The organism is Lysinibacillus sp. A1, assembly GCF_000801965.1.
GTDB lineage: Bacteria > Bacillota > Bacilli > Bacillales_A > Planococcaceae > Lysinibacillus > Lysinibacillus fusiformis.
This window is the reverse complement of sequence record NZ_JSZM01000008.1, coordinates 172839-191572: the sequence shown is the minus strand read 5'-3', so window position 1 is coordinate 191572 and position 18734 is coordinate 172839. Positions and strand designations below refer to the sequence as shown.

The window sequence follows — 18734 nt, the reverse complement described above, 5'->3', positions numbered from 1 at the left end:
TGCTTGGTAAGCTAAAAGCAGATAAAACAAAGGAGAGATGAACATGAAAAAAATAATGATGATTCCTGCATTAGTGGTGACTCTTGGTGTTGGAGCGGCAATTGGTTCAACAACTTTATTATCAGGAAGTGCACAAGAAAAAAAGATCCTATCCATGCAAGAAATCGAAAAGAAAGCATTAGCAGTAGTGAATGGGACAGTAGCAGATATTGAACTAGATCAAAATCGCTACCGCTCTGTTTATGAGGTAGAGGTGCATGCTGATAAAGAAGAGTATGATTTAAAATTCGATGCCTATACTGGTAAATTACTTAAGCAGAAGAAAGAGCGTCAAGATGACGATGATAATGAATGGGTTAACGCTAATACTACTACTAACCTTATAAGTAAAGAAAAGGCTATTGAAGCGGCTCTAACAAAAGCAAAGGGTACAGTCACAAAAATTAAATTAGATGATGGTATTTATGAAATCGAGTTAAAAAATGGGCAATATGAATATGATGTTGATGTTGATTCGATTACAGGAGAAATTGTTGATTTTGAACAAGATATGGAAGACTAATAATAGTTGTTGCCTTAAAAGTAGAGCATACTTTTAAGGCTTTTTTGTTGTAAAATGCCTTTAAATTAGGTATTCGCGGGTAAATTAATTTCTACCAGGGTATTAACAATGTATTTCAAAAAGTCTATGTATTTCACTTGTAAAAAATAAAAATTTTCTTCTTTACTTTTTTAATCGACAGGCGTAATATGACATCATTATTAAAGTTTCAAATTTCTAAATCGCTGAAGCAAACTAGACGCGGGGGACCCATTTTAGACGGATCGTATAAGCAATCCTTGGGGTGAATCTCTTCTTTTGAAGGGTAGGGCTACTCAGGCCCGAATCCGACAGCTAACCTCGTAAGCGTTAAGAGCAGAAAAGTTGGAGCTTGGCAGACAGATGAGCGTCTACAAGTCTTATTTAGTGATGACTTGTAGGCGTTTTTTGATCTCATTTAGGAAGGCGAAACACAATCTAAGAAACTAGAAGGTGTTTATTGATGAAATCCTCATTTAAACGTTATGTAATCGGCAAACCATTAAGATCCGATGCGTTAGGGGAACAAAAGCTTAGTAAAACAAAGGCATTGGCAATATTATCGTCCGATGCTTTGTCTTCCGTAGCCTATGGACCGGAACAAATTTTAATTGTCCTGATGACTGTGGGAACATTAGCATTTTGGTATTCTTTACCGATTGCGGTAGGGGTCGTTGTCCTATTGGTGGCGCTGACTTTATCATATCGTCAGGTTATATTCGCCTATCCACACGGGGGCGGCGCTTATGTAGTTTCTAGGGAAAATTTAGGTGTGAACGCAGGTCTTGTAGCAGGTGGCTCATTGCTCGTTGATTATATTTTAACGGTAGCGGTAAGTGTATCAGCAGGGACAGATGCAATTACATCGGCATTTCCAAGTCTGCACCCATACAATGTGCCAATTGCTATTATCTTTGTGATTTTTTTAACGGTCTTGAACTTACGTGGTGTAACAGAGTCCGCCTCTGTTTTGGCATACCCTGTCTACCTGTTTGTAGTCGTTATGCTAGTGTTGATTGGGATGGGGCTCTATAATGTTGCAACAGGTCAGGTGCCAGCAGAGCTGCATCCAAAGATAGGTACACCTGTCGCAGGGATTAGTTTATTTATATTATTAAAGGCATTTGCGTCAGGGAGCTCAGCTTTAACAGGGGTAGAAGCTATATCGAATGCAATCCCTAATTTTAGAAATCCTGCTCCTAATAATGCTGCTAAAACATTGTTAGCAATGGGCGGAATCTTAGCGGTTTTATTTATCGGTATTGTTAGTTTAGCTTATTTTTACGGAATTGCGCCAACTTCGGAAGAGACAGTCGTTTCCCAACTAGCAGAAGCAAGTGTTGGTCGAAATTTCTTTTATTATATAGTACAGGGTGCAACAGCGATGATTTTGGTACTTGCAGCTAATACGGGCTATTCAGCATTTCCTCTACTTGCTGTCAATTTATCAAAAGACGGTTTTATTCCGAGAATATTTCAAATGCGTGGGGATCGCCTAGGGTATTCTAATGGCATTATGATGCTAGGGCTAGCAGCCATTGTCTTAATCATCTTATTTGATGGGGCAACAGAGCATTTAATTCCACTCTATGCTGTTGGGGTATTTATTCCGTTTACATTAGCGCAAACGGGAATGATGCGAAAATGGTGGCGTGAAAAACCTACTGGCTGGATGGCAAAATTTACGATTAACACAATTGGTGCAGCTATTTCGTTTATCGTAGCGATGATGTTTTTTGTAACGAAGTTGCCTCAGGTATGGCCAGTGTTTGTCTTTTTACCAATTATCATTTTTGTATTTCATCGGATCAAGCTTCATTATCAAGCCGTTGGAGAACAGCTGAGATTGAGTAAAGAGGAAGTCGCTACTATTGAAGGAAATGTATTCATCGTACCAGTAGCTGGTATAACGAAGGTGGTTGAAAATTCCCTTCATTATGCGAAATCACTAAAGGTTGATAAAATTATTGCCTTTTATGTGGCTTTCGATCAAGCTGATGCAAAAGCCTTCGAAGAAAAGTGGCAGGCTTGGCAACCAGACATTCGACTAGTAACCTATTATTCGGCTTATCGTAGCATCACACAACCATTGATCAAATTTATAGATAAAGTGGACCATCAATGTGCGAAAACAGGTCATAAAGTAACGGTTGTCATCCCTCAATTTTTACCGAAAAAGGGCTGGCATCATATGCTTCACAATCAATCAAGCTTATTAATACGTACAACATTGTTATTTCACAGAAATGTCGTGATTATGACAGTACCTTTTCATTTATCAAAATAATGCTAGCATGCTAGAAAATTGTCTGTTATAATCAGTACGTTGATTGAAAACACGAACGTTTACAATTAAAAAGTCGCAGAATACCATTAAATTCCGAAAAATTAAACTTTTTTCAGTAGGAGAAATAGGCTTCTACCGAATAAAGTGTTTAAATTGGGTATTCTGATAGATTCATACAATTTTACTCATATAATAGCGAGGATATGGCTTGCAAGTTTCTACCGATTTACCGTAAATAAATCGACTATGGGTAGCAATGCTTTTAGAGAACTTCTTTCATGATGTTTTCTATTCCTTTCGACGTTTTAACGCTGAATGCTTTGCTCCACTCGTAGCTGAATGGGACCAAGGTGTTCAGCTTTTTTTATTAATATTTAAGAAAGAAGGATATGACAGAAATGAAGTTATTACACGACAAAATTATGCAAGAAGGTAAAGTTTTATCATCTTCAGTATTAAAAGTAGATTCATTTTTAAACCATCAAATTGACCCATTGTTAATGAAGGAAATTGGTCATGAATTCGCAAATCGATTTGCTGACCAAGTAATTACAAAGATTTTAACAATAGAATCTTCAGGCATCGCTCCTTCTGTCATGCTAGGACTAGAAATTGGTGCACCGGTAGTGTTCGCTCGTAAACGTAAATCATTAACACTTTCAGATAACCTTTACACATCAAAAGTACATTCATTTACTAAAAATGAATCGAATGATATCTCTGTATCACGTAATTTTTTAAGTGAAGACGACAATATTTTAATTGTTGACGATTTCTTAGCAAACGGAGAAGCTGTAAAGGGTTTACTTGATATTGCAGCTCAAGCGGGTGCTAATGTTGTAGGAGTAGGCATTGTTATTGAAAAAGGCTTCCAAGATGGGGGCAAATTATTACGTGAGCAAGGTGTTCGCGTAGAATCATTAGCGATTGTAGATTCTCTTGAAGATGGCAAAGTGACATTTGCTACGGAGGCTCGCGCGTAATGAATACCTTTAAATCAACGACGCTAGCAATTCAACATTTACTTGCGATGTATGCTGGAGCCATCCTAGTGCCACTTATTATTGGAGGGGCAATTGGCTTTAATTCAACACAAATGACGTATTTAGTGGCGATTGATATTATGATGTGCGGGATCGCAACACTTTTACAAGTTTACTCAGGTAAATTTATTGGTATTGGCTTACCTGTTGTACTTGGTTGTACATTTACAGCGGTAAGTCCAATTATTGCTATAGGTACAAACCCAGAGCAAGGTATCACAGATATTTATGGTTCCATTATTGCATCTGGTTTGATTGTCGTGATTATTGCGGGCTTCTTCGGGAAGCTCGTGAAATTTTTCCCGCCAGTAGTAACAGGATCTGTCGTTTCTATTATCGGTATTTCTTTACTGCCAGTAGCTTTAAATAATATGGCAGGTGGACAAGGAGCAGAGGATTTTGCATCCGGCTCAAATATTGCATTAGCATTTATTACACTAGTCATTATTTTAATCGTCTATCGTTTTTCTACAGGCTTCATCCGTGCTATTTCCATTCTAGTTGGGTTAGTAGCTGGTACAATTTTAGGGGCATTCATGGGCAAGGTTAATTTCGACCCAGTAGCAGAAGCGGATGTATTCCATATGGTACAACCATTCTACTTTGGAATGCCTACATTTGATGTAACGGCTATAATTACAATGACGCTTGTAGCAATGGTATCTTTAGTTGAATCATCTGGTGTTTATTTTGCACTAAGTGATATATGTAATAAAAAATTAGATTCAAAAGATTTGGCTCGTGGTTATCGCTCAGAAGGTCTTGCATCTGTAATCGGTGGAATTTTCAATGCCTTTCCGTACACTACATTCTCACAAAACGTGGGACTTACACGTATGTCAGGTGTTAAAGATCGTAAAGTCATTTACATCACAGGTGGTTTACTAGTAGCACTTGGCTTCCTACCGAAAATCGCAGCGTTAACAACGATTATTCCAACATCCGTACTAGGTGCGGCAATGTTAGCGATGTTCGGTATGGTGATTACACAAGGTATGGGTATGCTTGTACCAGTTATGAACGAGTCAGCAGAAAACGCGATGATTGCTGCGATTGCAGTAAGTTTAGGGGTCGGTGTATCAGTCGTTCCTGGCATTTTTGATGCACTACCAGAAAAAGTGTCTATTTTAACATCTAACGGAATCGTCTGTGGTTCAGTCACAGCAATTATCCTTAATATTTTATTCAACATGATTGGGCCGAAGCATAAAAAAGACCCGATGCATGGAGAAGCATAAAGAAATAATTCAATAGCATGTATCAGAATACAAACATATAAATAACGTTGTCACCTACTTTTATCTATTGATTTAGATGGGAGGAGGTGGCATTTTTTTATGCGAAAACAGGGCAGAAAATGTTCGAAGAAAAACATTAGGTACTAATAAGCAAGTTTCTTGTTTATCGTGATATGTTAATGAAAGAAGGTATTCACATTTAAAACTAGAATTTAAATTCATAACTAATTGGTAGGAGGGAGATCTTTATGAAAGTAAAGGGATTGGGAGGAATCTTTTGGAGGTCTAAAAACCTAGAAGAAATTAAACAGTGGTATAGCAAAGTTCTAAACATGGAAATTGAAAGTTGGAATGGTACCATGATTACACCACAGCCAGGCAATGAAACAATTTTTTCCTTCTTCTCTGAGCATGACAGCTATTTTCCAACAGATCAGCAAGTGATGCTAAACTTTCAAGTGGAAAATCTAGAAGACAGTATCAAACATCTTGAAAAAATAGGTGTGCCCCTTGCAATGGACAAGACAATTCATGAGTTTGGAAAATTTATTTGGATTGAAGATCCAGAAGGAAGACGTATCGAGCTTTGGGAAAAATAAATCAAAGGAATTAATTTGAAAGTGACAGCAATATGTTAACTTCGTTTAAATAGTAGGGGAAATAGCTTGTGGTTCGCCTTTAAAGTCGTTTGAACATTTTAGTACACAGCTTGTTTTAGGCGTGGATGTTTAGAAATGAGTGGCGAGGGAATTTATAAATAAGGTATTTTTAATAGAATGTAACTCTCTATTTCAACATACACTTATAAATAACTACTCTTAGAAAGGTCTAGTATAAATGCAAAGTATCGTTTTGATTTTAATACTTCAATTAGTATATGTACCATTTTTAACTTTACGTACAATATTTTTGGTGAAAAATATTACTTTCCTTGCTGCCATATTCGGTATGCTAGAGATGCTCGTGTATGTATTTGGCCTTTCGCTTGTTTTTAGTGGGAAACAAAGTTTGTTAGCTATGGTCGTTTATGCAATTGGTTTTGGCTTAGGTATTTTTTTAGGAGCCAAAATTGAACGAAAGCTGGCGATTGGCTATGTTTATGCAACAATCAATACTCAAAATAAGAATGAAGAGCTTGTGAGGTTTCTCCGTAATGAGGGATTTGCTGTGACAATTTATGTTGGTGAGGGGCGAGATAGTAATCGCTATAAATATGAAATTTTAACAAAGAGAAATCGAGAGGCAGAACTCTTTCAAATAGTAGAGCAATTTGAACCGAATGCTTTTATAATTTCGTATGAGCCAAAGTCATTTAAAGGCGGTTTTTTACTAGCTCGTATGAAGGCTAGGCAAAAATAATAGGACCTTAGCTACTAGCTGAGGTCCTTTTCTTTGCTATTTAAACTTTGCATCCATCCAGTTTTTAAAGAGGTGATAATCTGAGTAGACTGTATCTTTGTAGTTCATAGACTGTAAAATTACTTGTTCAACAAATACATGTCGATCTTTCCCAATCGTTTTTAATATTTCATCCTCACTATGATAGGTGAAAACAGGAGAATAATCGATATCCGCTCGTGCATGTATTTTAGCGGCAATTTGTCCCATAATCGAAGTTGTTGTATAGTAATCGTCGACATTTTTATAGTTTTTAGGCTTTACCTTCTTTTTATAAGGGGAACGCTCTCGAATGTAAAATTCCTGCTCATTCATGGTGATATAGTGTAAATGAGGATCCTCTAGATGGTGCATAGCTTTTTGTGTCCCAACTACTCTCGCACCTTGATGCTCATAATGCTTCCAAAATTCATGATTGTAAGGAAGGAAATAGGCAGGGATTGCTGTGCGGACCTCTTTCATTTCTAATACTAAATCGTCTACTCCCGATGCATCTTTTTTGTCTTCCACTAAAATATAGTAACGTTTTAAGCCGATTGAAGCAGTTCCTGAGCCATACTTGTAAGCAATGTCCTTAATCTTGTAAGCAGGAAGTGCACTCGAAATTGCATTATATTCCTCGGCAGTAACGGGCTTAATTTCATCATTGCTAATAAATAGGCGTTGCCCGTCTTCATCGACATAGGAAATATCCTGTAAAAACTGGGAGCGTTGGCGTTTCTCTAGCTTTTTCAATAATTTTTTGGCGGGTCCTTTTGTGTTGTTTTTCGTAAATACGAGCGTTAGAGGATCATCCTGTTTACGCTGAAATCGTTTAAGCTGATCGATATAGCTATTGAGCAGATGTTGAATGGCCGTTTCCTGAGCAGCCTTATGTATGCCTTGTTCTTCTAAATAAAGCGCAATACTGACACTCATTCGAACAATATCATATAAATAAGAACCAACATAACCCTCATCAAAATCATTGACATCAAAGACAATCGTGCCGTCTTCATTTTGAAAGGCACCGAAGTTATCCATATGCATATCTCCTTGAATCCAAGTCGGTTTGAGTGTAGGCGTATGGAAAATGGAAGAAGTTTTTGTCATGTCAAAATAAAATAGATAAGCACTTCCTCGGAAAAAACGGAATGGACTTTCAAGCATTTTCTGATACTTCTCCAAACGCTGTGCCTCAGTTAACTTCATTCGTTGAGCATCAAACTCCTCAAAGATGGTATTTAATAGCTCCTTTCTTAAAAAAACTCTTGTATGTTTCACCTGTTCCAATAATGCATGCTCCATCTAAAAACCCCCTTTAGGTTACATGTATATACGAAAAATATAGGAATAGGTTTCGAAGAAATTTATCAAAAGTGCTCGATAAAAATGGCTAAGGATCTAGGGTTATTTCGTAACATGTTCAATCACCTATTTTCATACTATAAGACATGCTTAGTTACGGAGGGGGGTTATATGTATTTTTTGACAAAAAGCCTTGTCATTATAGTAGGGAGTATTTCTTTGTCGTTAGGAATTAATTTATTCTTAACGCCCTATGAAATATTAGATGGGGGAGTAGTAGGATTAGCGCTGATTTTACATTATTTATATAAGTTAAAGATTGGTCTAATGATTATTATCATTAGTATCCCTATTTTTATTATTGCCTGGTTTAAATATAGAGCTTATTTTTATAATAGTATTCATGGCTTAATTACCTCTTCCTTGACTATAGATTTGTTAAAGCCAGTCAGAAATCTCATTCATATAGATGCTCTTTACAGTGCTATACTTGGTGGGATTCTCGTAGGCTTCGGAATTGGCTTAATGCTTCGGTTTCAGACAAGCACAGGAGGGACAGACCTCATTGCGCAATTTATTAGTGATAAAACAAGTATTAATGTAGGGATATTAATATTTTTTATTGATTCTATCGTTATTGTTGTGGGCGGCTTCCTGTTATCCTCCACTACTTTTTTATTGTCTATTATTACGGTTCTAGTAGTAGGCATAACGACAAGCATCATTACGATTCGTGCTTCATAACATTCGTTTACTCCTGAACGTATCGCATAAAAAATAGCTCCAGTAAGAGACTGAAACTATTTTGGTGTTTGTTTGTCGAGTGTTTTCATTAGCTTCTTTTTAGGGTGTGCTGGTTTGACCTCTGCAATGAGTATGGCGAGTAAGATAAGAACAGCTCCTACAACCATACGGCTCGTTAAAATTTCGTGCAGGAAGATAACCGATAAGATCATGCCGAAAAAAGATTCCGTTGATAGAATAATCGCAGCCTTTGTAGCAGTTGTATATTGATTCGCCACATTTTGAAAAAGGTAAGCAATCGTTGTTGAAAAAATTCCTAAGTAAATAATCGAATAAATAGCTTCTTTTTCTAGTGACGTAGGGATTTCTCCTTGGCTTATGATCACAAAAATACCTATGAAGGAAGCGGTAAGAAATTGAATAATAGTTAGTGCAATGGCATCTTCCTTTTGAACAAAAAGATTTGTACAAAATATATCAAAGGCAAAAGCAACGGCACAAGCTAACGAAAGGGCATCACCAATATTCATCGTCAATGAACCTTGTAACGATAAAAAGCCAATTCCAATAATGGCCATTAAGGATCCAATAATTTCATACCCATCAATACGACGCTTATAAACCGCATAGGCGATTAACGGAACGATAACAACATTAACTGCGGTTAAAAAGGCATTTTTCGATGGTGTTGTATATTGAAGTCCAACCGTTTGAAGAGCAAATGCTATATACAATATGGTACCTAATAAAGCACCTTTCCATATGACCGATTTTGACGCTTTTTTTAATCGGGAACCAAATAAAACAGTTAATATAATTGAAGCTATTAAAAATCTACCAGCCATAACTTGATAAGCCGTTAAATATTCTAAGGCAATGGCTGTTATAACAAACCCACTGCCCCAAACAATGGCTGTAACGAGTAGCATGCCATCCGCTATGTAAGTTTTCATGAAATTCTTCCTCCTAACTTCAATTAGGATAGCATAAGAGAGAAGAAAATAATTTGATTTTATTTCTAAATATTCAGGCGTTTTTTTGTACTTATTCCAAAGCGATTATTCATCACTCAATTTGCTATGTAATAAGTACAATTTAACGGCTGCAGCTAGACGCTCATAAAATACATAGTCATTATCTATAGGTACTACTAACTGACGGATTTTAGCCATGCGATAGCGGACGGTATTGGGATGACAATAATGGTCAACGGCTACTTCTTTAATGTTTCCTTTTTTTGTAATATAGGTTTTGGCTGTTTCCAATAAATCTGGATCTGCCTTATCATCGAGTAAAGGCGCTAAAAAGGAAGTAACATAATCCATCGCAAATGTAGGATCTTTACGATACAGCTCTATTAATAAACGATCTGATGCAAGGGACTTATAATGGCAGCTTGGTACCTTATCAATTTCAGCCAAAACACTAGCAAAAAAGGCTTCTCGTAAAGCAGTTGAGATGCCTGTATGTGTGTCATACCAATTGCTATAGCCAAAGGTGAATGGTTCGGTAGGGATAGCACTTAATGTTAGCCATTCATGTATAAACCTCTCAGCCTGAAATTGCTGAGATGGGTGAGTGATAATTATAAAAAGACTTTGCTTATAGGAACAAATTAAACCAGATTTTAATAAAGGCTCCATTGATAAAAAGTTCTGCTTCCAATCACTTTGAGATAAACCCCTTCCTCGTAGATTAGCGACAAATACATACTTGTCAAAGGGTCTATCGATTTGCTGTAAAATCGACTTCAGCTGCTCCTCTGCAAGATCCTCCTCCATTAATCTTCGTACAATTGTTTCTAAAAAGAACGAGTAATCCTGTGTTTTAGCATAAGCCATCGTTTCTAAAATGATTTTTTCAAAAAACTCATCTCCACCAAATCGAAGGATAGGAAAATTACGTTCTTCCGCATAAGTTAAAACCTCTTCAGGTAAGTCTTTATAAATAACAGGCTTATAGGCTAAGGCACTTGCTCCTAGCTCGATTAAGCTTTTGACGGCATTTAATAAATACTCAGGCTTTTGCTTTGCAAATAATAAGCTACTTAACACAACACTGTTAGGCGTGAATATTGTATCTCGCACATGATGTATATCTGGGGAGAATTCAAAGTCGAGTATTTCTACGTTGTGAACAGCTTTATGCAAACCGTTGTGACCGGCAACAACGATAAAATCTTTTGTAATGGGTAATTGTAAAAAGTTCTCTACATTCATGAATGGATCATTGCCTTTCTTGTAGTAAGCTATTATCTTCTATTATAAAAGTACATCTCAATAAAAAACTATTAGTTTGAAAAGTTTATACATATAATAAAAAAATCTGCTCCTAGTGAGCAGATTTTTCAACATTATTTATCGATTAAATAGTAGAAAAAATATTTGGCTTTCTATTTTTTAATGGGTTTGTTTGTTCGATAGCATACCCAACATTTAAAATTCGACCTTCTTTAAAGGCAGGACCAATAATTTGAAGACCTATTGGTAAATTTCCTTTAAAGCCGCAAGGAACTGAAAGGGCAGGTAAGCCTGTTAAGTTACTTGGACCTGTAAAACGAATGATATTATCAATTAAATCTACTTTTTTGCCATTTAGCTCAGCGAAATCATCACCAATGGTATTTGCCACTACAGGTAGAGTAGGGGTAATAAGCACATCTACTTGATTAAAAATTTCGTTAAACTCCTGCTTAATTTGACGACGTACTTGCTGTGCCTGTAAGTAATCAACTGCAGAAGGTAGTTCCCCTAGCTCAAATAATAACCGGATATCGTCTCCGAAATCTTGAGGTCTCTTTTGTAAATCAGAATGGTGTATAGCTGCTGCCTCTGAAAGGGATGTTACAAGCTCTGCCCATTCTGCATATTGTAAGGATGGAATTCGCACTATTTCCACTTTAGCACCTTGATCTACTAAACTTTGAATGCTCGCTCGAACAGCCTTTTCTATGTCAGCATCTACGTCTTTAAAGAAGTATTCTTCATTAATGCCGATGACTAAATCCTTACTATTACCTGATATTTGCTGCATATAATTGCCAGTAGGTACGTCTATGCAAGTAGGGTCTCGATGATCAAAACCAGAAATGACTTCCAGCAAGCCTGCTGCATCCTTTACTGTCTTTGTCATTGGGCCGATATGGTCTAAGCTCCAAGCAAGTGGGTAACAGCCATATTTACTTACACGACCATGTGTAGGCTTTAAGCCAACGATACCACAGGCAGAAGAAGGGATTCGAATCGAGCCTGCGGTATCCGTTCCTAGTGAGGCGACACTTGCACCAGCTGCAACAGCGGCACCAGAGCCACCACTAGAACCACCTGGAATCTTATCTAAATCCCAAGGGTTGCGAACGGGTCCGTAATGAGGGTTATTATTAGTAATTCCCCAAGCATATTCATGCATGCTTAATTTTCCAGTGAAAATAACACCAGCGTCACGAAGTTTCTCTACTACTGTTGCATCGTAATCTGAAACGAAGTCCTTATGAATTTTTGAGGACATCGTTGTTATTTTATCTTTAAAATATAAATTATCCTTTAAGGCCATCGGAATTCCGTGATACATTCCTTTATATTGCCCGTGGAGAATCTCTTTTTCTATTTCATTTGCTCGAGACAAGGCTTCTTCTCGATAAAAGGCCATATAGGCATTAATCTTAGGCTGGCTTTCCTCAGCAAAATCTAGAATAGCCTTTGTAAGCTCCACGGGAGATAAAGCCTTTGATTGTAGTAAAGGCGCCAGTTCTTCAACGGATTTTAAATGTAAATCAGTTGTCAATGTGATCACCTCCAGGGATGCTACGTACAGCGATATCTGCGTCATCAATCGCAATACCTTCTAGATGGCTACGAAGTGACTGCATACCTTCCCAGCGTGCTTTTAATAGTTCAAGGTGTTCAGGTTTCGGTGTAATTCCTTTGTTCTCCAATAATTGTTGAATAGACAAGCTCATTAACAAGATCCTCCCTTGAATGGTTGTATTATCTAAATAGGTTTCCCCATAAAGACCAGTATCGTCAATCACAAATAAATATAATAGGTAATATAATCCTATTATTACAATCATACACTAACGATAGTTTATATCAAATAAATAATTTGTAATAGAATGAATATTATGAAATTTTAACTACTTAATAGATATGAATAAAAGCTTACTACTTGGAAGGGATACCCTGAATTCTAGCGCTAGAGCTTGCTCTTTTTACATGCGATTCACAGTCTATTTACAATTGAAGCGTACAATGAACCATAATAACCAATTGAAGAGGTGCAAGCATGGAGTCAGCTGTGGAACAAAATATAAAAACGAATAATGTTTTTTCTTTATTAAAATATTTATACGGGCAACATCAACAAAATACGTTATATATGAAACGTTTAAAAGCATTGAAGCAAATTATTCAACAAGGTTCTTTACATACATATTTTCAGCCTATTGTGGATTTACAGACAGCACAAACAATTGGATTTGAAGCTTTAAACCGTCCAATACCCTCGGAATTGTTTACAAGTGTCGACCAGTTTTATGAGTTTGTAGGACAAACAGATTGTGTATTTTTATTTGAATGTTTTTGTAGAAATCTTTCTTTACAACGTTTCAAGGAACGTATGCACAATGATTTGGTGGATAAAAATCTTTTAGTGTTTCTTAATATACATCCGAATGTATTATTAGATAAAAAATATCATAGTGGGGAAACGCTACAATTATTAAAGGAACTTGGCATTAAGCCACAACAAGTAGTTTTTGAATTAACGGAGCGTAGTGCTGTTATAGATTTTGTTGAGTTTGAACGTGTATTATCACATTATAGATCGCAGGGCTATCGTATTGCGGTAGACGATGTTGGCTCAGGCTACAATAGCTTGAAAACACTTATTTATTTAAAGCCAGAATTTATTAAACTAGACCGTTCATTAATTAAATGTATTGATCAGATTAGTGAGCAGCAGCAGCTTGTTACATTGCTAATGAAATATGCCGAGCAGGCCAAAACTAAAATTATTGCTGAGGGAATTGAGAGACAGGAAGAGCTTGAGTATCTACATCGTATCGGTATTCACTATGCGCAAGGTTATGCGATAGGAAAGCCCGCAAAGGAAATACATTTGGGAAAAATAAGGGTGGGTGACCATGAAGATTGGGGAAGTCATTGAAAAGGTTCCATGTATTGATGAATTTGTGAAAAATAAAGAAGTAAATGTACTTTTTACGAGTAATCCTTCATTACGTAGTGTTGTGGTAGTTCGTAATGAAAAACCTATTGGGCATATTACACGTACACATTTCTATCAAAAAATAGGTACTCAATATGGCTATCATTTATTTATGGGACGGCAAAATCAATTAATTATTAAAGAAAATCCTTTAATTGTAGATCGGAATATGCCGATTACTGAGGTAAGTACTCAAGCAATGTCTAGACCTCCGGAGGACTTATATGATGATGTGATTGTCACTAAAAATGATGTATATTATGGAATGGTTAGTATAAGGGAGCTTCTGTTAAAGCTCGTCGATACACAGGTGGCCATTGCTAGCTTTTTGAATCCACTAAGTAGTTTACCAGGTAATAAATTAATCAATGAAAAGCTTGAGGAAGCCTTAAAACTTCCACAATATAGTTTAATTTATTTCGATTTAGATCATTTTAAATCCTATAATGACACATATGGCTTCAGTAAAGGCGATAAAATCCTTCTATATTTAACAGATATACTTAAAAGACATATATGTGAGGTAGATGATTTTTTAGGGCATATTGGTGGCGATGACTTTGTAGCGATAATACCCTATTATGATGCTGCTTCGATCTGCCAAAGAATTATTGACGATTTTGATGCTAATATTATGAGTTTTTATGAATTAGAGGATCTTGAATATGTGCAGGTAGCCAATAGAATTGGAAAACTGGAGCCATTAACATGTACTACTTTATCCGTTGCAGTTATTACGAATGAATTTCAATATTTTGACTCCGTAGAACAATTATCTAATGCGATGGCACACGTGAAAAAGCAGTGTAAAAAAATTACTGGAAGCTGTTATTTGATTAATAAACAAGAAACCTACTTCGTTCATTAAACGATGTAGGTTTTTGTTAATGTTGGAGGCTTTTTGGGTATTAATTTTGTAATCACAGGGATGGTAACCAATTAAAGTGATAATGTTGTCACCAATTGAAGCATGGGAGACTAAAATATTTTAAAGAAATCTCTTTAAATGATCGTTTTACGTTTTGAGGGCATAATGAATGTTGGCAAATCGTTTTTATTTTTATGAAATTATTAATCTTAATAAAACATACTTGAATTATAGGGATTATAGGTATATAATTCGATTACATTATTATAAAACACCTTAGGAGGCATTCCATTGTCGAATTTACAAATCATTCTTAACGTAGCAGTTCTGCTTGTGTTCGTTGGAATTTTATATGTGATGAATAAAAAACACGTCAAGTTTTCGAATCGTGTTTTTGCAGGTCTAGGTTTAGGGATTTTGCTTGGTCTTGGACTTCATTTTATCTACGGTATTGATTCTGAAGTTTTAGCTAAAACAACATCTTGGTACAATATTATAGGTACTGGGTATGTTAAATTATTACAAATGGTAGCAATGCCATTAGTATTTATATCTATTCTCATTGCCTTTACAAAAATGAAAATTGGCAAAAATTTTGGGAAAATGGCTGCTCTTATTTTAGCTATTTTAATTGGTACGACAGCTGTTTCAGCAGCAGTAGGTATTCTTTCTGCAACAGTATTTGATTTAGATGCAACACACATTTTACAGGGTGAAGCGGAGACAGCACGTGGCCAATACCTTGAGGAAAAAACGACTGGCTTAGCAGCACCAGATTTACCAACACAAATTGTTGAGTTATTCCCAGCCAATCCATTCCTAGATTTAACAGGAGCTCGTTCAACTTCAACAATTGCTGTCGTAATTTTCTCAGCATTCCTTGGCTTTGCTTATTTACGTGTAGCACGTAAAGATGAAGGAACAGCAGCAACAATTAAAAAAGGGCTGGATGCTATTTATGCCCTTGTCATGGGTGTTGTAACAATTATTTTACGTTTAACACCGTACGGAATTTTAGCTATTATGGCTCGTACTGTAGCAACATCTGATTTCGGTGCCATCTATAATTTAGGTAAGTTTGTGATTGCCTCTTATGCAGCTTTAATAATTGTATTTTTAGTACACTTATTAATTTTGACATTAAGCGGATTAAACCCAATTACGTATGTGAAAAAGTCTGCGGAAACATTATTATTCGCCTTTACTTCACGTTCAAGTGCGGGTACTTTACCGATGAATATTAAAACGCAAACAGGTCGTCTTGGGGTATCTGAAGGTATCGCCAACTTCTCAGGTTCATTTGGTTTATCAATTGGTCAAAATGGCTGTGCTGGTGTATATCCTGCCATGCTAGCAATTATGATCGCACCTACAGTAGGTATTAATCCACTTGATCCTGTGTTTATTATTACAGTTATTGCAGTAGTAGCAGTTAGCTCATTTGGTGTAGCAGGTGTTGGCGGTGGTGCAACATTTGCAGCGATCCTTGTATTATCAGCTCTTGATTTACCAGTTGCCCTTGCAGGTGTATTAATCTCAGTTGAGCCTTTAATTGATATGGGACGTACAGCTTTAAATGTAAGTGGTTCAATGACAGCTGGTGTTACAACAGCACGTGTTACGAAAGAATTGGATACAGAAATGTATAATAATAAAGAGTTAGGTGCTCAAGTAGCAGACCTATAAGATAGAAGAACCCCCTTTAAAGGTGAAGCTTTAAAGGGGGTTGTTTTATATGATCTTTACATAAAAATCTTTACCATTGATTATTTCATTAATTTCAATATTAAAGTTTTCTTTATAGTACTCAAAAATATTGTAGGCTAAACCGGAGTGTCCATTTAAATATGTTCCTTTTTTAATCTCCTTACGAGGGTTATGAAAATCAAAATATAAGCGGGAATCCCTACTCATAGTCCTTAAAATGGCTAGAAATTCTTGTTCTTCAATATGAATACCACGCGTATAGCTACACTCTCTGCGATACGTATCATGAGCAATATTTATGGGAGAAGCTTCAAAAATTACTTCGATTTGTTTCTTCAAATGTGACAGCTCCTTTCGAAGTGTGATCAAAAAGTTAGCTACAGACAACCTAATTCATAAAACTAGTATATAATTGTCGGAAAATTATAGCAATTAATATCTACCAATCTTGTTGCTGTATTTCCTCCGCTATAATTTGTAAATCATAGGCATTGATTGTCAAAAGTGAATAGTCATGAGACTCCATAAATTTTTCTGCCAGACGTTTGATATATTTTGGAGAGCCTTCATTTTCTTCATCATAAATTAATAATAGACCATCTGTATTTTGAATAATAAATTTATCCTTCTCAATAAATTGCCAAGGAGCTTCGTACGGTTTTTTCGTAATGCTTGTGACGAAATCTGCTCGGGCCATTATGGTTTGATATTTTTCCTTTTTATGGTCCTGCCAATTTTTCTCTTGTTCTAAAAAGGGTGTGATAACTGCATATTTTAAATGAGGAAATTCTTTTTTTAGCGTCCATACAACTTCAGCACTCCAAGATTCTACACCTTGTTGGCCGCTAATAATAACCCATTCGAGCCCTTCATCAAGTAGAAGACGTAGACGGTTTTCCAATGCCTTTTTAATGATACTAATCCCAGGATGTTTATCATTAAAAATACCAAGTTCATGTGGCTTATAGCCTGTAATCATTATACGCGTTAACAAGAAAATGCCCCCTAAGCTGTATGATTGTAGTAATAGTATACAGTAGGGGGCAAGGAAAACGAATGCCGATATTATCGATTAAAATGCAATAGTGTTAAAATTACTGCTACAGCCGCACAAATACCTAAAAACCACCACGAGTCTGTAAAGTCTTCTTTAGAGTCACTATTCATATGAAATAATTCCTTTCGTATATAGTAGTTTGTAAGAGTCTTACTTCACCTGACCGGTCCACGACCAATTCGTCCATACACGTAAGACTGTTTCAAATGGGCCACGTTTAAATTTCTTTAAATAGGCAAGGCTGAGGACACATTGTAGGCTGTAAACAACGATACCGAATAAAATACCGCCAAAGACACCTAACTTGCCATATAATCCGAGACCATAACCGTAAAAAACAGTTGTACAAATAATAGTTTGTAGTAAATAATTGGTTAAAGATAATTTTCCCACGCTCTCAAATGCAGGAGCAAGGAGTTGTACAGGGCGTGTTTTATAGAGTAAGGCTGCAAGGCTGACATAGCCGAGTGCTAATAGTTGAGATCCACCCATCATTAAGATGGAAGAAAAATTACCTTCTATAAAACTTACACTTTTACATGCGAGACCTATAGGAACTAGGAGTGCCCCTAGCTTATACCACTTTACTTCCTCGTCCATTTTCGTAAAGGCTTGCTTTTTAGCGAGTGCCATACCGAAGAGGAATAGGGGAGCATAAAACATTGGCGCAAAAATTAATACAATAAAGATGAAGGAAGGGTCTTCCATTCCAGGTACTTCTGCATTTGCTCGGAAATCAAAAATTTCTAAGTAGCTTCCATTAGCATAGACATCATTTGCTTGTTCGATGTAAGTATCTAATTCCTTTTGTTCCTTTTTAGTTGCCTCCATAGAACCATATGTTAAAGCCGTCGTAAGGACAAATAGAATACCCGCCCATATAAACAAAGTTTTTGGTTTACGATTAATAAAGGGAATTAAAAATAAAGTCATACAGCCATAAGAAAAAAGAATATCGCCTTCCCATAATAAAATGGAATGGAGTAAACCGAGGGCAATTAAACCAGTTGCCCGACGTAATACTGACCAGCGGCTTTTATTTTTTTTTCTTCGAATGGATTCAATTAATTTAATAAGCGAGAAGCCGAATAAAATAGTAAAGATTGGCATAAAGGAGCCTTCGATGACAATCTTTACAAAATATAAAGCTCCATTATCTAAGGTAGAAAGATTTTTTAATTCATCTTTACCATACATCCCAAATTGGAATATCAGCAAATTCGCCATTAAGATGCCAAATAAACTAAACCCACGCATTGTATCAATGAAAGTAACACGATTAGTTGTCATTGCGTTTTA

Annotated in this window: 18 protein-coding genes and 2 riboswitches; of the genes, 10 read left to right on the top strand and 8 right to left on the bottom strand. The window is 36.3% G+C overall.

Annotated features, from left to right (window positions below):
• Positions 1-43: 43 nt before the first annotated feature.
• The 6 genes from PI85_RS06180 to PI85_RS06155 all read left to right on the top strand — a co-directional run bounded on the left by PI85_RS06180 (position 44) and on the right by PI85_RS06155 (position 6507).
• Positions 44-562, top strand: a complete 519-nt coding sequence (locus PI85_RS06180) for a PepSY domain-containing protein (protein WP_036122367.1) — start codon at positions 44-46, stop codon at positions 560-562.
• Positions 563-774: 212 nt separating this feature from the next.
• Positions 775-924: riboswitch (cyclic di-AMP (ydaO/yuaA leader) on the top strand.
• A 119-nt stretch (positions 925-1043) separates the two neighbouring features.
• Positions 1044-2867, top strand: coding sequence for an APC family permease (locus PI85_RS06175; RefSeq protein ID WP_036122370.1), 1824 nt, complete (start codon positions 1044-1046; stop codon positions 2865-2867).
• A 165-nt stretch (positions 2868-3032) separates the two neighbouring features.
• Positions 3033-3134: riboswitch (purine riboswitch) on the top strand.
• Positions 3135-3265: 131 nt separating this feature from the next.
• Positions 3266-3850 (top strand): xanthine phosphoribosyltransferase, encoded by a 585-nt coding sequence (locus tag PI85_RS06170; protein WP_036127518.1) that lies wholly within the window; start codon positions 3266-3268, stop codon positions 3848-3850.
• Entirely contained in the window at positions 3850-5148 is a 1299-nt protein-coding gene (locus PI85_RS06165) for a nucleobase:cation symporter-2 family protein (protein ID WP_036122372.1), read from the top strand. The genes PI85_RS06170 and PI85_RS06165 overlap by 1 nt, the downstream gene beginning before the upstream one ends.
• Positions 5149-5396: 248 nt before the next feature.
• Complete coding sequence (locus PI85_RS06160; protein ID WP_031418286.1) at positions 5397-5747, top strand: VOC family protein; 351 nt, start codon at positions 5397-5399, stop codon at positions 5745-5747.
• Between the two features lie 238 nt (positions 5748-5985).
• Positions 5986-6507 carry a DUF2179 domain-containing protein gene (locus tag PI85_RS06155; RefSeq protein WP_036122375.1) on the top strand — a complete coding sequence of 174 codons (522 nt, stop codon included), beginning with the start codon at positions 5986-5988 and terminating at the stop codon, positions 6505-6507.
• 36 nt (positions 6508-6543) lie between these two features.
• Here PI85_RS06155 and PI85_RS06150 read toward each other — a convergent pair whose 3' ends face one another.
• Positions 6544-7833, bottom strand: coding sequence for a DUF2252 domain-containing protein (locus PI85_RS06150; RefSeq protein WP_036122377.1), 1290 nt, complete (start codon positions 7831-7833; stop codon positions 6544-6546).
• Positions 7834-8004: 171 nt separating this feature from the next.
• Between PI85_RS06150 and PI85_RS06145 the strand changes: the two genes are divergently transcribed.
• Positions 8005-8577: a YitT family protein gene (locus tag PI85_RS06145; protein WP_036122380.1), complete on the top strand. Its 573-nt coding sequence runs from the start codon at positions 8005-8007 to the stop codon at positions 8575-8577.
• 56 nt (positions 8578-8633) lie between these two features.
• Here PI85_RS06145 and PI85_RS06140 read toward each other — a convergent pair whose 3' ends face one another.
• The 4 genes from PI85_RS06140 to PI85_RS06125 all read right to left on the bottom strand — a co-directional run bounded on the left by PI85_RS06140 (position 8634) and on the right by PI85_RS06125 (position 12535).
• Complete coding sequence (locus PI85_RS06140; RefSeq protein ID WP_036122383.1) at positions 8634-9530, bottom strand: DMT family transporter; 897 nt, start codon at positions 9528-9530, stop codon at positions 8634-8636.
• A gap of 105 nt (positions 9531-9635) precedes the next feature.
• Positions 9636-10796, bottom strand: a complete 1161-nt coding sequence (locus PI85_RS06135; RefSeq protein WP_036122385.1) for a PucR family transcriptional regulator — start codon at positions 10794-10796, stop codon at positions 9636-9638.
• A gap of 145 nt (positions 10797-10941) precedes the next feature.
• Complete coding sequence (locus PI85_RS06130; protein ID WP_036122388.1) at positions 10942-12360, bottom strand: amidase; 1419 nt, start codon at positions 12358-12360, stop codon at positions 10942-10944.
• Positions 12350-12535: a hypothetical protein gene (locus PI85_RS06125; protein ID WP_036122390.1), complete on the bottom strand. Its 186-nt coding sequence runs from the start codon at positions 12533-12535 to the stop codon at positions 12350-12352. Before PI85_RS06125 ends, PI85_RS06130 begins: the two co-directional genes overlap by 11 nt.
• Positions 12536-12861: 326 nt before the next feature.
• On the opposite strand from PI85_RS06125, the gene PI85_RS06120 reads away from it, so the two are divergent.
• The 3 genes from PI85_RS06120 (at position 12862) to PI85_RS06110 (ending at position 16357) form a co-directional block, all read left to right on the top strand.
• Positions 12862-13743 carry an EAL domain-containing protein gene (locus PI85_RS06120; protein WP_036122395.1) on the top strand — a complete coding sequence of 294 codons (882 nt, stop codon included), beginning with the start codon at positions 12862-12864 and terminating at the stop codon, positions 13741-13743.
• Positions 13721-14671: a GGDEF domain-containing protein gene (locus tag PI85_RS06115; RefSeq protein ID WP_036122399.1), complete on the top strand. Its 951-nt coding sequence runs from the start codon at positions 13721-13723 to the stop codon at positions 14669-14671. The genes PI85_RS06120 and PI85_RS06115 overlap by 23 nt, the downstream gene beginning before the upstream one ends.
• A gap of 291 nt (positions 14672-14962) precedes the next feature.
• On the top strand, positions 14963-16357 hold the full coding sequence (locus tag PI85_RS06110) for an L-cystine transporter (RefSeq protein ID WP_008179575.1): 1395 nt from the start codon (positions 14963-14965) through the stop codon (positions 16355-16357).
• A 45-nt stretch (positions 16358-16402) separates the two neighbouring features.
• Here the strand turns inward: PI85_RS06110 and PI85_RS06105 are convergent, their stop codons facing one another.
• The 3 genes from PI85_RS06105 to PI85_RS06095 all read right to left on the bottom strand — a co-directional run bounded on the left by PI85_RS06105 (position 16403) and on the right by PI85_RS06095 (position 18725).
• On the bottom strand, positions 16403-16717 hold the full coding sequence (locus PI85_RS06105; RefSeq protein WP_036122402.1) for a hypothetical protein: 315 nt from the start codon (positions 16715-16717) through the stop codon (positions 16403-16405).
• Between the two features lie 100 nt (positions 16718-16817).
• The gene (locus PI85_RS06100; protein ID WP_191967808.1) at positions 16818-17357 is read right to left on the bottom strand and encodes a DUF1273 domain-containing protein; all 540 of its coding nucleotides are present in this window, start codon (positions 17355-17357) and stop codon (positions 16818-16820) included.
• A 228-nt stretch (positions 17358-17585) separates the two neighbouring features.
• Positions 17586-18725: a DUF418 domain-containing protein gene (locus PI85_RS06095; protein WP_036122407.1), complete on the bottom strand. Its 1140-nt coding sequence runs from the start codon at positions 18723-18725 to the stop codon at positions 17586-17588.
• Between the last annotated feature and the right edge of the window lie 9 nt (positions 18726-18734).